Below are 12,410 nucleotides of genomic sequence, written 5' to 3'. Positions count from 1 at the left end.
CAAGCGACCGTGCGGTCGCGGTTGCGCAAGGCCTACCAAGAGGCAGATGCCACGAAGGCCTTCAAGGCGTTGCAGAAACTGGCGGCAGAGCTCGAACGGGACTACCCTCAAGCGGCCCATAGCTTGCGGGAAGGCCTGGACGAAACGCTTACCGTCCATCGGCTCGGGTTGTCTGGCACGCTGCGGCGTTCACTGGCCACGACCAATCCCCTCGAGTCCGTCAATAGCCAGTTTCGGACCCATGCCCAAAACGTAAAGCGCTGGACCAACGGCATACAGGTTCTACGCTGGCTGGCCAGCGCCAGTCTCGTTCTCGAGGACCGTTTCCAGCGCCTAGCGGGATATCGTGACCTCGGGCAATTGCAAGCGGCGCTTCGACCGTATGTAGCGCCGCAAATGGTGGCGCAGTGAGAGACGGCCGCCCTTTGTCGATTGACGTTGGGCCCACATAGAGGGGCAGTGGGAAATGGAAAAAGGGGGGCGTTCGCTTCAGAAGCGCGCCCCCATACCGGCGGGTTACCTTATTGACGGGCGGTGGGTGGCGCCAAAGCCGTCAGGCGCGTCTCCACGGCGCACACGAGGGCTACCCATATGCCCAGTCCCACCACGGCAGGCATAAGACGGTGCATTAACTCCCAGCTGACGGCCTGCCATGGCCAACCAGGGAGGTATCCAATGTGGCCGGGCATCGGAGGCACCACAAAATAACCGAGTGCTACCACCGTGGCTCCAAAACCCACAATGCCACCCGCGACGATGGATAGAACCGCCATCATGGTTACCGTCGGGCCCTTAGCGGAATCGATCTGCCGCGTTCCACGCCATAAGGCAGCGGCTAACGCAACGAGGATCGCCACCCCAACGGGTATTGGCCACGAGGGAAACGCCAGATCGAGCCATCGCCCAGCCCAGACAGGTTCAAAGCCGACCGCAATTCCCGCGGCTACCCCTGTCGCTATCACTAATCGAGACACTGTTTCACCCCCATCCAACGTATACACCCAGTCTACCATTGAACGACATTCAGTTGTTTAGGGTCATATAGCCATAAGCCTGGTGGTCGTATACGGAGCAGCCATTCAGACCCGCATAGGTGTAGAAGTTGTATCCGCCCCCACCGGTCCAACCGAGATCGCCGGCATTATACCAATCATCGTTGGGATAGTAGTTGGGGATGCGGACGTCCGGGGTCTCACTGTACCCACCATCTTGCCACGATAATGTACATTGATAGACGGAAGAACTGGTCGAGGGATTCAAGTTTGCGGCGTAGTCTGTGATGGCGATGCCGCAGGCGCCATTATAGGTGTTGTAGGTGACCGCGTAATTAACCGTCGTACTCGCGTCCGGAAACTGGTAAGCACCGGTCGCACGAATCGATTGGTTGCAGCCGATTGTCGGGTCGGCGGCTTGCTGTCCCGAAACCCCTTCTTGTTGAGCAATGAGCGTGTGTAACTGGGCCTCGGCTTGTGGCCACTGGGATGGCGATGAGGGCAAGGGAACGTACGGTACGCCCTGGGACACCGCGTCGGACAAGGGTTCGACACTCGTTTCGATGTAGGTGGCCGGGGCGACCGGTTCAGTTTGAGTCGAGATTAACTTTCCCTCGCGGTCAAAGACTTGATACGTAATCGTATCAGACGGCTGTGTGATATCCTTGCCAACCAAAACCTCTTGCTGCTCGCTCGCGGAAGGCGCTCGGGACGCCGCGGAGACCGTGGGCCAAGACACCATGGAGGTGCTGGCCATGAGCAAAAGAGTTGACACAACACCTAGAAAAGCTGCTCGAAAGCGCATTTTGCACCACCCTTTCAGGTACTGGTGGTTGACTTCAACACACTCAAGCCGATTCCTTTTTTTGGGATACACTTGTTGTAGCATAGGGAAACCCACCAAATAGAAACCACGGTTCCCGTTGAAAAACCATGGAGAGTGACGAATCAGGTTGACATCATTACTTCGGTTTGACCTCGGGATGAGCCAGACATGGGAGCTGGGTAGGTAGATCTTAGGAGGTCGAGGCAAAAGCCCAAGGCAAATGGCGTAATTGTATGGAATCAAAATCTACGAAGCCTGGGACAACCTCAGCCGTTCTGACCCCGAGGAGATGAGGGGATGGGCGATGCCGCGCATGAGCGCCAGACTCACGGGGAGCACCACGCTGTCGGCGTCGTGTCCATGGTTGGCTACAATCACCAATGGCCCCGGATCCGGTTTGCCGAGGAAGCCAACACGCTGGTGAAATAGACTATAGCTCTTAAGAATGGCGGCTACAGCTGCCACCAGGACTGGGGACCAGTCCCTTCGTGGCCGAAACGACAATCGCGGTGAAGGTTGCTTCAATGTAATGGTCATATTTCCTCATTGGAAAATTAAACTGCAGTGCTAATATAAGTATAGTCCTTTGTCTCCAAAGATTTCCTCAGTGGGAAATTTCACAGAATACTCGACAAAAGGACAGAAAGAGGGGCGAAGATGGGCGAGGTCGAAGACCGCGAGCGCAGAAAGCACGAACATATTGAAGCGGTCCAAACACTACCCGACGTTGGCGGAAGCGGATTCGAGGACGTTCGCTTGCTCCCTGTCAGCGCTCCCCAGATGGATGTGGCCGACGCCACGCTGGCCACCGAATTGCTGGGCCGATCTCTTTCGTCCCCCATTATTGTCAACGCTATGACTGGCGGCACCGAAGAGTCAGGCCAGATTAACGCACGCCTGGCGCGATTTGCCAAGCGCCAAGGGCTGGCCATGGCTGTCGGATCAGAGACGGCTGGGCTTCGATCGCCTGAGGCAGCCCGCTCCTATGCGGTAGTGCGAGAACTCAACCCCGATGGGGTCATCATCGCCAATGTAGGGATGGGAGCCGGTGTGGACGCAGCCAAGAGGGCCGTGCAGCTGGTCGGGGCTGATTTTCTGCAAATCCACTGGAACGTGGCCCAAGAGCTTTTTATGGCGGAAGGCGACCGGCACTTTCGTCAACTGCTGGAGCGATTGGCCGAGGTGAAGGCGGCGGTTGACGTGCCCGTTATTGCCAAAGAGGTCGGGCAGGGAATGACCGGTCCTGCGGCCAGGCGATTTGTGGAGGCTGGCGCCGATGCGGTCGACATTGGCGGCGTTGGGGGAACCAACTTCATTGCCGTGGAAGCTTGGCGGCGCGGGGCGGGCATCGATCAAGAATGGCTCGGTTGGGGTGTGCCGACGGCAGCCAGTCTGGGCGAGGTTGCGGCGGAACTGCAGGACGTTGTCCCCATCATTGCATCCGGGGGCATTCGATCCGGTCATGATGTGGCTAAGGCGTTGGCGATGGGAGCCCGGGCGGTGGGCGTGGCGGGGCCCCTAATGCGGATCGCAACCGGATCTGATCCGGATCGGGGCCTAGATGCCTGGGTTGATGGCATACATTGGACCATGAGGACGATTCTCGTGCTGATGGGGGCTCGGCAGCCGGCCGATCTCGCAGACCAGCCGATATTGGTCATGGGTCGCGTGGGTGAGTGGCTTGATTTGCGCGGGTATCGTCCCTATCGCCTGAAGCTCGCGCAACGCGCGAATCATTAGCAAACGAAGAAGCCGCTGTCGGCGAACTTCGAAGAAGGGAGGGGTGACCATGGGAATGCCGCTTGGATTGACAGTGAACATGGCCAAGTATGTGATGACGCAGAGAATCCGGGGCAACAAGCACTATCCATTGGTGCTGATGTTGGAACCTACGGAGTTGTGCAATCTTACCTGCACAGGATGTGGAAAAATTCGCCAAGCCGAGGAGATTCATGGCAAGCGTCTGAGTGCTGAAGAATGCTTTCAGGCCATTGACGAATGCGGGGCGCCGGTGGTGTCTATCGCCGGCGGAGAGCCACTGACGCATCCTGAGTTTGATGTGATTGTGAAGGGAATGTTGGCGCGCAATAAGCTAACGTTGTTGTGCACAAACGGCATTTTAATTAATCGGGCGTTGAAGAAGCTGGAGCCAGATCCTCGGTTCAGCTTCGTATTCCACCTCGACGGGCCGCGTGAGCACCATGACCTGATGGTGGAGCGTAAAGGCGTGTACGACATTGTCATTGAGGGTATCAAGAAAGCGAAAGAACGAGGCTTTCGGGTGACCACCAATACTACCTTGTATAAGGGGGTGGATCCGGAAGGGGTCGGCAAGGTCTTACAGCTCCTGATGGAGTTGGGGGTCGACAACTGCATTGTGTCGCCGGCCTTTACCTATGAGGAAGTCGGTTCGGCGCTGGACAGCCGTATTTTCATGCGTCGCCGTGAGGCCACCGAAACCTTCCGGCGGGTGGTGGAAGCGGCCGGGCCCAAAATCCGCTACTATGACACGCCCATGTTCTTTGACTTTCTGATGGGCAAGCGGAACATGCATTGCACCCCCTGGGGCAACCCGACACGCGATCCGTTGGGCTGGAAGGGTCCCTGCTATCTCTTGACAGACGCCCACTACGAGAAGTTTTCCGACATGATGGAGAACACGGATTGGGATGAGTTTGGATACGGGGACAATCCGCGCTGCGCCAGCTGCATGATGCACAGCGGCTATGAGGCAAGCGGCGTGTCGACGATTTCCCCGGTCGACGCTTTCCGCGTTATTCGCTGGATGTTTGCTAGCTAATCTCGCGCGTGGACAAAGTTCTGGTGGTCGCGGCGCTGAGATTCGAAGTATCCGGCATTCTCGCGCTCTGCCGTGATCGAGAAATCCCAGTCTTGGTTACGGGGATGGGACGAGAACGAGCACGCCACGGACTGCAGCAAGCGGTTGAGCACCGATGCCCCCAACGGATCCTAGCGGTCGGACTGTCCGGAGGGCTACATCCCAACGCTCGCACTGGCGAATCGGGCGAGCCCGCTTGGGTTGTCGGCGAGAATCCCGGCGATCGGCCCATCCCTTTGAACCCCTGGCCCGGTCATCGCCCTAGGGGAGGTCTCGTGACGGTCCATCAATTGGCGGCTAATCCAGCCGCCAAGGCGCAATTGCGCGATCGCTTTCAGGCAGACTGGGTAGACATGGAGACCTACGCCTGGGCCCAGGTGGCGCGTCAGGGAAATATTCCTCTAACCGTCATCCGAGTGGTGGTTGACGGGCCGGCAAGTTGGATGCCGACTTGGCGGCGAATCACGAGTTGGCCAGCTGCGGTGGGGTTGCCCTGGCGATCGTGGGTAGCCCAGCGTGTACTGACCCGGCAAGTGAGGGATGCGTTATGCGGGTTCTCGTAACCGGTGCCAGCGGCTTCATTGGCTGGCATGTGACCCGGGCGCTCTTGGCTCAGGGCATGACGGTCCGGGCCTTGGTCCGAAGCCAGGCGGCCAAACGGGCGTTGGGAAATTTGGCGGTTGAGGTGGCGTACGGCGATTTGGCCACCGGGATGGGGTTGGACGATGCTCTGAATGATGTCCAGGGAGTGTTTCACGTGGCGGCTCGCTATTCCTTGGAGCGACGGCACGCCCGCGAAATGTACGAAACCAACGTGGGGGGGACTCGGCGCCTGATTGAGGCCGTCGGCCGTCATCCGCGCATTGAGCGGATGGTCTATACGTCCAGCACGGCGGCGGTGGGACTCCGAGACGATGGGTTGCCGGCTGATGAAACCCGTTTGGTGGATCCGAACCAGGTGCCGGACGGATACAAACGCAGCAAAGTATTGGCCGAGGAGGTGGTTCGGGAGGCCTGCCGCCAGGGGTTGGATGCGGTCATCGTCAATCCCTCGACGCCAGTGGGAACCCGAGACATTAAGCCCACACCCACTGGACAACTGATTTGGGAGGCGGCTCGGGGACGGATGCCGGCCTACGTGGATACAGGGCTTAATTGGGTGTCGGTTAACGATGTTGCCATCGGGCATATTTTGGCATGGGAGAGAGGCCAAACCGGTGAGCGCTATATTCTCGGGCATGTTAATCTCACTTTCCGCGAGTTGTTGGGCCGCATCGAGACATTGGCTGGTGTGCCCGCTCCGCGGATCCGCCTGCCGCTCGGCGTGGCAATGGCCTTTGCTTATGTTGACGAACTAGGCTGGTCGAAAATAACCGGACATGCGCCCCGTGCGCCCATTGCCGGTGTCGAATTGGCGCGGCGTCCCATGTTTTACACGGCGGGACGTGCCGTCCAGGAGCTGGGGTTGCCCCAAACCCCTATTGACGAGGCTCTCCGGGAGGCGATCGATTGGTTTAGGAGTTTCCCGAAAAGCCAGGATGAAAGGTCGGATGAGCATGAGCATAACGGGAGCTGTAGTTGAAGATCGCGTGTCCCGCGCGCTCGAAGCGGCGAAAGATCACCTCTTAAGATTGCAACGGGAGGAAGGTTATTGGTGGGGCGACCTCATCACCAATGTGTGCATGGAAGCGGAGTATGTGATGCTACTGCACATTTTGGAGAAGAGGTGGCCGGAACGGGAGGAGCAGGTTCGGCGCTATATATTGAGCACGCAGAACGACAATGGATCATGGTCGATTTACTGGGGTCAGGGCGGGGACCTGAACGCGACGATTGAAGCCTATCAAGCGCTCAAGATGACCGGTCAAGATCCCGAGTCCGAACCCATGACAAAGGCCCGCAACTACATTCGGGAACAGGGGGGGATTGAGAAAAGCCGGGTATTCACGCGCTTTTGGCTGGCGTTGTTGGGGCAATATGATTGGGAGGACTTGCCCATCTTGCCGCCAGAAATTATGTGGTTCTCGCCCAAAGCCAAGCGGAGCATTTGGGATTTTGGCAGCTGGGCACGGCCTACGGTGGTGGCGCTGGCCATTCTCATGGCCAAACGGCCCGTGTTTCCCCTCCCGCCGGAGCAGCGGGTGATCGAATTGGAGCGCGGGGTCCGGCCGGAGCCCCGCATAGAAGGACCGGCGAGTTTCTATTATCGCCTCGATCGGTGGCTTCATTGGTATCACCGTCGCGGTTGGCACCCGGGGCGTGAACGGGCGGTGGAGAGCGCCTTTCAATGGCTGGTTGACCGTCAGGAGAGAGATGGCAGTTGGGGCGGCATTCAACCCCCGTGGTTTTATTCTCTGATTGTCTTCAAGGTCTTAAACCGCACGGATCATCCCGCCTTCAAAAAAGGGTTTGAGGGGCTGGAAGGGTTCGGGGTGTCGGACGACGGACGCTGGTGGTTTCAAGCCTGCGTATCGCCCACGTGGGACACGGGATTGGCGGTGCTGGCTCTTCGCGCAGCGGGAGTCCCGGCCAGCCATCCCGCGTTGGTCCAAGCGGGGCAATGGCTGCTCGATCAGCAGGTCTTAGAGGTTCGAGGCGACTGGGCCGTGCGTCGGCCGAAAGTTAAGCCGGGCGGATGGCCGTTCGAGTTTGCCAATGACACCTATCCCGACATTGACGACACTGCTATCGTGCTGATGGCGTTGAATCAGCTGGATTTGCCGGATGACGCCCGGCGCAAGCGAGCCCTTACCAAGGGATTCCGCTGGATGGTGGGATTGCAGAGCCAAAACGGCGGCTGGGGCGCGTTTGATGCGGACAATGTCAAGACCTGGGTGTCGGAAATTCCGTTTAGCGATTTCGGCTGGGTTAACGATCCGCCCACCGAGGATGTCACCGGACATGTGCTGGAGTCGTTGGGCCAGTTTGGCTACGACGATGCCTGGCCCGTAATCGACCGTGCGGTCAAGTTCCTCAAGGAGCGGCAGGAACCGGACGGAGCCTTCTTTGGTCGATGGGGGGTCAATTACATCTATGGTGCGGGCGCCGTGTTGCCGGGGCTGCAAGCCATTCAGTACGACCTTAGCGAGCCGTGGGTGCAAAAATGCTTGGATTGGGTTGAGGCGCACCAGAATGATGATGGCGGATGGGGTGAGGTTTGCGATTCCTATGTTGATTCGAGCCTCCGTGGAACCGGACCGAGCACCGCATCCCAGACCGCGTGGGCAACCATGGCGCTCATTGCCGGCGGACGACATCAGCAATACAGCGTACAGCGCGGCGTGGCTTATCTGGTGGCGCAGCAAAAGGGAGATGGCGGATGGGACGAGCCGCAATATACCGGTACGGGCTTTCCCAAGGACTTTTATATTAACTACGCCCTGTACCGCGACATCTTCCCCGTGCTCGCCTTAGCGCGGTATCAGAAAGCGCTTCGCGGAGGACAACGCTGATGGCGGCGGCGGAAGCGTCACGGATTCGGGAGGACTTTCGCTATTGCGAGCGCCTGGCGCGCACTCATTACGAGAACTTCTCGGTACTGTCGGTGTTTATTCCTGCCCAACTCCGCCCGCATTTCGCCGCCATTTATGCCTTTTGCCGGGGCGTCGACGATTTAGGCGATGAATTCCCCGGCGATCGCCGCGAGGCCTTGCAGGGGTGGCGCGAGGAGCTCATACGCGCTTATCAAGGCCGTGCAGAGCAGCCCGCGTTTCGGGCACTCGAACGCACCGTTGAGGAGTTTCAGCTGCCCTTTGAGGAATTCGATCGGCTCATTCGGGCGAATGAAATGGATCAACAGGCGAAGGACTATCAGACCGTCGAGGAGGTCATGGATTATTGCCGCCACTCTGCCAATCCGGTGGGGCGGTTGGTATTGGGGCTGTTCGGGATTCGCGATGAGGAACGTTGGAGGCTTTCCGATGCCACCTGTACAGCATTGCAGTTGGCCAACTTTCTTCAAGACACCGCCGGGGACCTCAAGCGTGGTCGAAACTATTGGCCCGAAGAGGAGTTGGCGCAATTTGGCTTGTCGCGCCGGGCGTTGGCGCAGGCGGCCGGAGTGGGGGGGACCTTGGATTCGGAGGCAATCTCTGCGTTCGGCCGTTATCAGGCGGACCGAATACAGCGGCTGTTTCAGCGCGGGGCGAGACTTGAGCACATGGTGCCTAAACGTCTCGGACTGCAGTTGAAATTATATCGGCTTGGCGGCCAAGCGGTGGTGGAGGCGCTGCGGCGCCAAGCGTTTAATCCATTTCTCGGCCGTCCCGTGGTGACGGTGGGCCAAAAGCTCAGCATTATGGGTGCCGTGGCGGCAGGTGGACTTTGGCATTAGCAACCAGGCGGAAGGGGGCGAGCGGGTCATCCTCCTGCGAGGATGGAGCCGCGAGACTATGGGGCGAATTGATGAGGCGCATCGCGTTGCGGCCGAGCGCGTGAAAATGGCCGGGTCCAGTTTCTATTACGGCATGCGGCTACTCCCGCCGGAAAAGCGCTCGGCCATTTATGCTATTTATGCGTGGAGCCGCATGTGCGACGATGCGGTCGACGATTATCAGGAAGACGAGGCGTGGGATCAGTTGGAGCGGGTTGAAGAAGTCTATCTCGCGGCTCGCAGCGAGGCGTGGCAGGAGGCTTCGGAACCGGTCGCGGTGGCGCTGGGCGATGCCATCCGGCGCTTTCGCCTGAGCGATGAGCCGTTTCGTGCGCTATTGCGGGGAATGCGCATGGATCTTGAGGCCTTGACCTACCGGACCTACCAGGAATTGGAGACCTATTGCCTCTATGTGGCGGGGTCGGTCGGCGTGCTTTGCGTGGAGGTTTTCGGGGCCACCGACGTGCGCGCTCGGCGGCTAGCGGCAAAATTGGGGGTCGCCTTGCAATTAACCAACATCATCCGCGATTTGAAAGAGGATGCGGGCCGCGGTCGACGGTATCTTCCCGCCGAGGATTTTGAAAATGCCGGGATGACCCCCGAAGATTTGCCGCTAGGTCGATTTTCCCCGCAATTGGCGCACGTTCTGGCCGTGCAGGCGGCGCGGGCAGAACAATATTATCGTGAGGCAGCTGAGTTGTTTTCTATGGTGGAAGCCGATTCGGTACGGTGCCTGCGTATGTTGTACGGCGTCTATTATTTGGTCCTGCAAAAGATCAAGCAGTCCGGCTTTAATGTCTGGGAGCAGCGCATCGGGGTCTCCCGGCGCGAGATATTGCATATTGTGGGGGGGACCTTTTGGCGGGCCAACGCATAGCGTCCCGCGCGGTGGTGGTCGGGGCCGGATGGGCGGGGCTTACGGCCGCTATCCGGCTGCAGCAACGCGGGGTTCAGGTCACGGTCCTGGAGCAGGCGCCGCGTCCCGGAGGCCGCGCCTTTTCCTTTCAGGATACCGAGAGTGGAGTCTGGTTGGATAACGGCCAACACGTGCTGTTGGGGCTCTGCGAGGCCGCCGTCGCACTACTGGGGGAAAGCGGACAGGAGACGGCCATCCGATTTCAGCGTCTCTTAAGCGTCCCGGTTGTGTCCTCCGCGGGCCGCCATTGGCTGGGATCTCAACGCTGGCCGGGACCGCTCCATTTGGTTCCGGCGGTTCTTCGCTATCGGGCGCTCAGTGGTCGGGAGCGCCTGGGTGTGCTGAAGGCCGGCTTGGCCATCGCCGGGGGCAGCCCGCAAAACTCATTGGCTGAGGATACCAAAACCTGGGGCGAGTGGCTGGCTGAGCATGGGCAGACGCGACGATCGCGGCAGTACTTTTGGGATGCGATTGGCAGGGAAGTGATGAATGCCCCAAGCGATGAAGCGGGTGCGGCCTTGGGGCTGGCTACTTTTTCGCTGTTGCTGCAGCGTGGCTTTTCAGGAGCGCGACTCGGCTTCTTCATCCGGCCGCTCTCTCAGGTGTCGGAACAGTTGGCCGATTACGCCCGCGCTCTGGGGGTCCAGATCCTGCTGTCCCATGGGGTGTCGCGCATTCGGGTGGAAAATGGGCGGGTAGTGGGCGTTTTGGGGCCCAAGGGAACCTGGCTGGTGGATCAGGTCGTCTTGGCTGTGCCGCCGGATCGACTGGCGGCGCTGGTGTCTCAAAGTGGGCTGGATGGGCAATTGGCGGTTCCCGCCATGACGTTCAGCCCCATTGTCAACGCCTATCTCTTCTATGACCGTCCGGTGTGGCCGGAGGAGGTGGCGCTTTTGCTGGACGAGGAGCCGGCCGCGATGGTGTTCAACCGCAGAGAGATTTTGGGACAAGGGCACGGGGCGGTGCTGGCGGTGTCCATTTCGGCTGCGGACGCTCTTCGGCGCCATCTCAGCGCCGACTTAGGGGGGGCGATTGCCCGTCGCGTGGCCGCCCGGCTCGGGATCCCGCTTCCGACGCGCACCCGGATCGTATGGCAGCCGCACGCCACGTTCCGGTCCCGCCCGGGAATCGAAGCCCATCGGCCCGAGCCTCGCACCGCCATCAATGGGGTGTATTTAGCCGGCGATTGGACACGCACAGGGTGGCCGGCGACGTTGGAGAGCGCTGTCTTGAGCGGGCAGGCGGCGGCCCAAGAAATGCTGGCGTTATGAGGATATTAATTGCATCTGCCGGTTTTGGATTCGGACATCATCGTGCCGCCCGGGCTCTCAAAATTGCTTTGGAAGCTCAAGACCCGGACGTATCGGTGGTTATCCACGATTTTTTAGACGTGCTGCCGCCTCGGCTCACGCAGGCGCTTTTGGGCGTGCATGGGCGCTTGGCGCGCGACTTTCCCGCCGGATATGGGGCAATGTACGATTTCACCGGGTGGCTGTCCCGCTATGGATGGTGGCGGCGGATGGAAGAACGTTCCGGGCTCGAGGCTTTTCGGGCCTTGCTGTTAGAGACGAGACCCGAGGTAGTGGTGGCGGTTCACCCCATGCCGCTCATGGTGCTCGGAGCCCTGAAGCGCACGGGGCGCTGGCACAATCCGGTCGTTGAGGTGATGACCGACTTTGTTGTCCACCCTAGTTGGGTGCACTATGGCATCGATCGCTATTGTCTTCCCACCGAGGCGGCTCGGGACGCCTTTCGTCGGCGGGGGGTAGCCGATCGGCGGCTGAAGGTGACCGGCATCCCAATTGACCCGGCCTTCGCCAACGCCGCAGCTCCGGAGGAGGCGCGCCAACTGTTGGACTGGGATGCGAGACCCCGAGTTCTCATCATGGGCACCTCCCAAGGCTTTCGGAAAGGGATGGCCGCTGCCCTGATGAACCACCTGGGGGATTTGCCCAAAGAGGTCCTCACTCTCATCATCAACGCGGACCAGGCGCTTCAGCGGGCATCCCAGCGGCTTTCTATACGAAATCGCGTCACGCTGCTGCCATTTCAAGAGCAGGTGGCATTGTGGATGCAGGCCGCCGATGTGGTGGTGAGCAAGGCCGGCGCGCTCACCCTGTCCGAGGTTTTGGCCTTAGGCCGCCCCTTAGTGATATTCCGCGCCTTGCCCGGGCAGGAGCGGGGCAACGCCCGTTTGGTGGAACGGGAGGGCGCAGCGCTCGCTGCTGACACCCCAATGGAGCTCCGGCAGGCGATTGACCAGATTCTTCGCGACCGAGCGCTCCGCCAAAGAATGCGGACGGCTCAGCGTCGCTTGGCACGCATCGAGGCCGCTCACGCTGTCGCTACCGTCACGTTGACCCTGTCGCGCAGGGAGCGACGATAGGGGGTGGTGCTGCGGTCTATCGGGATGGCCCGAGCGTGTCCAAGGCGTCGGCAATGCGTTCCCAAGGGCTTTGACATGA

13 protein-coding genes are annotated in these 12,410 nt (G+C 59.9%); 10 read left to right on the top strand and 3 right to left on the bottom strand.

Annotated elements, in window-relative coordinates; genetic code table 11:
- On the top strand, positions 1-411 hold a 411-nt coding region (locus HIJ39_RS01765), incomplete at its 5' end, for a transposase (RefSeq protein WP_207711404.1).
- Between the two features lie 110 nt (positions 412-521).
- On the opposite strand, the gene HIJ39_RS01760 is transcribed toward HIJ39_RS01765, so the two are convergent.
- From HIJ39_RS01760 to HIJ39_RS01750, 3 genes are all read right to left on the bottom strand, one after another.
- Positions 522-1,013 carry a hypothetical protein gene (locus HIJ39_RS01760; protein ID WP_169096052.1) on the bottom strand — a complete coding sequence of 164 codons (492 nt, stop codon included), beginning with the start codon at positions 1,011-1,013 and terminating at the stop codon, positions 522-524.
- Between the two features lie 10 nt (positions 1,014-1,023).
- Positions 1,024-1,797, bottom strand: a complete 774-nt coding sequence (locus HIJ39_RS01755) for a hypothetical protein (protein ID WP_169096049.1) — start codon at positions 1,795-1,797, stop codon at positions 1,024-1,026.
- A 267-nt stretch (positions 1,798-2,064) separates the two neighbouring features.
- Entirely contained in the window at positions 2,065-2,355 is a 291-nt protein-coding gene (locus tag HIJ39_RS01750; protein WP_169096047.1) for a hypothetical protein, read from the bottom strand.
- Between the two features lie 120 nt (positions 2,356-2,475).
- Here HIJ39_RS01750 and fni point away from each other — a divergent pair, with 120 nt between their 5' ends.
- The 9 genes from fni to HIJ39_RS01705 are packed head-to-tail and all read left to right on the top strand — an operon-like array spanning position 2,476 to position 12,331.
- Complete coding sequence (fni, locus tag HIJ39_RS01745; RefSeq protein ID WP_169096045.1) at positions 2,476-3,558, top strand: type 2 isopentenyl-diphosphate Delta-isomerase; 1,083 nt, start codon at positions 2,476-2,478, stop codon at positions 3,556-3,558.
- Between the two features lie 49 nt (positions 3,559-3,607).
- Positions 3,608-4,618 carry an adenosyl-hopene transferase HpnH gene (hpnH, locus tag HIJ39_RS01740; RefSeq protein ID WP_169096043.1) on the top strand — a complete coding sequence of 337 codons (1,011 nt, stop codon included), beginning with the start codon at positions 3,608-3,610 and terminating at the stop codon, positions 4,616-4,618.
- 8 nt (positions 4,619-4,626) lie between these two features.
- Positions 4,627-5,220 carry a phosphorylase family protein gene (locus HIJ39_RS01735; RefSeq protein ID WP_169096041.1) on the top strand — a complete coding sequence of 198 codons (594 nt, stop codon included), beginning with the start codon at positions 4,627-4,629 and terminating at the stop codon, positions 5,218-5,220.
- Positions 5,205-6,239: a hopanoid-associated sugar epimerase gene (gene hpnA, locus HIJ39_RS01730; protein WP_169096039.1), complete on the top strand. Its 1,035-nt coding sequence runs from the start codon at positions 5,205-5,207 to the stop codon at positions 6,237-6,239. The genes HIJ39_RS01735 and hpnA overlap by 16 nt, the downstream gene beginning before the upstream one ends.
- Positions 6,208-8,109 carry a squalene--hopene cyclase gene (gene shc / locus HIJ39_RS01725; RefSeq protein WP_207711403.1) on the top strand — a complete coding sequence of 634 codons (1,902 nt, stop codon included), beginning with the start codon at positions 6,208-6,210 and terminating at the stop codon, positions 8,107-8,109. Before hpnA ends, shc begins: the two co-directional genes overlap by 32 nt.
- Entirely contained in the window at positions 8,109-8,990 is an 882-nt protein-coding gene (gene hpnC, locus HIJ39_RS01720) for a squalene synthase HpnC (protein WP_169096037.1), read from the top strand. The genes shc and hpnC overlap by 1 nt, the downstream gene beginning before the upstream one ends.
- Positions 8,974-9,906 (top strand): squalene/phytoene synthase family protein, encoded by a 933-nt coding sequence (locus HIJ39_RS01715; RefSeq protein ID WP_207711402.1) that lies wholly within the window; start codon positions 8,974-8,976, stop codon positions 9,904-9,906. The genes hpnC and HIJ39_RS01715 overlap by 17 nt, the downstream gene beginning before the upstream one ends.
- Positions 9,888-11,216, top strand: a complete 1,329-nt coding sequence (gene hpnE, locus HIJ39_RS01710) for a hydroxysqualene dehydroxylase HpnE (RefSeq protein ID WP_169096035.1) — start codon at positions 9,888-9,890, stop codon at positions 11,214-11,216. The genes HIJ39_RS01715 and hpnE overlap by 19 nt, the downstream gene beginning before the upstream one ends.
- Positions 11,213-12,331: an MGDG synthase family glycosyltransferase gene (locus HIJ39_RS01705; protein ID WP_169096033.1), complete on the top strand. Its 1,119-nt coding sequence runs from the start codon at positions 11,213-11,215 to the stop codon at positions 12,329-12,331. Before hpnE ends, HIJ39_RS01705 begins: the two co-directional genes overlap by 4 nt.
- The last annotated feature ends 79 nt before the right edge of the window (positions 12,332-12,410 follow it).

Origin of the sequence: Sulfobacillus harzensis (genome assembly GCF_012933365.1) — a bacterium.
Lineage (GTDB): Bacteria > Bacillota > Sulfobacillia > Sulfobacillales > Sulfobacillaceae > Sulfobacillus_B > Sulfobacillus_B harzensis.
The sequence above is the reverse complement of the archived record's forward strand: the minus strand, read 5'-3'. Positions and strand labels throughout refer to the sequence as shown.

Bases quoted from the DNA above. Each gene is read 5' to 3' on its own strand.
- hpnC (WP_169096037.1), top strand. From the start codon at position 8,109: ATGGCGGCGGCGGAAGCGTCACGGATTCGGGAGGACTTTCGCTATTGC.
- HIJ39_RS01750 (WP_169096047.1), bottom strand. From the start codon at position 2,355: ATGACCATTACATTGAAGCAACCTTCACCGCGATTGTCGTTTCGGCCA.
- hpnA (WP_169096039.1), top strand. From the start codon at position 5,205: ATGCGGGTTCTCGTAACCGGTGCCAGCGGCTTCATTGGCTGGCATGTG.
- HIJ39_RS01760 (WP_169096052.1), bottom strand. From the start codon at position 1,013: ATGGTAGACTGGGTGTATACGTTGGATGGGGGTGAAACAGTGTCTCGA.
- HIJ39_RS01755 (WP_169096049.1), bottom strand. From the start codon at position 1,797: ATGCGCTTTCGAGCAGCTTTTCTAGGTGTTGTGTCAACTCTTTTGCTC.
- fni (WP_169096045.1), top strand. From the start codon at position 2,476: ATGGGCGAGGTCGAAGACCGCGAGCGCAGAAAGCACGAACATATTGAA.
- HIJ39_RS01705 (WP_169096033.1), top strand. From the start codon at position 11,213: ATGAGGATATTAATTGCATCTGCCGGTTTTGGATTCGGACATCATCGT.
- shc (WP_207711403.1), top strand. From the start codon at position 6,208: ATGAGCATGAGCATAACGGGAGCTGTAGTTGAAGATCGCGTGTCCCGC.
- hpnH (WP_169096043.1), top strand. From the start codon at position 3,608: ATGGGAATGCCGCTTGGATTGACAGTGAACATGGCCAAGTATGTGATG.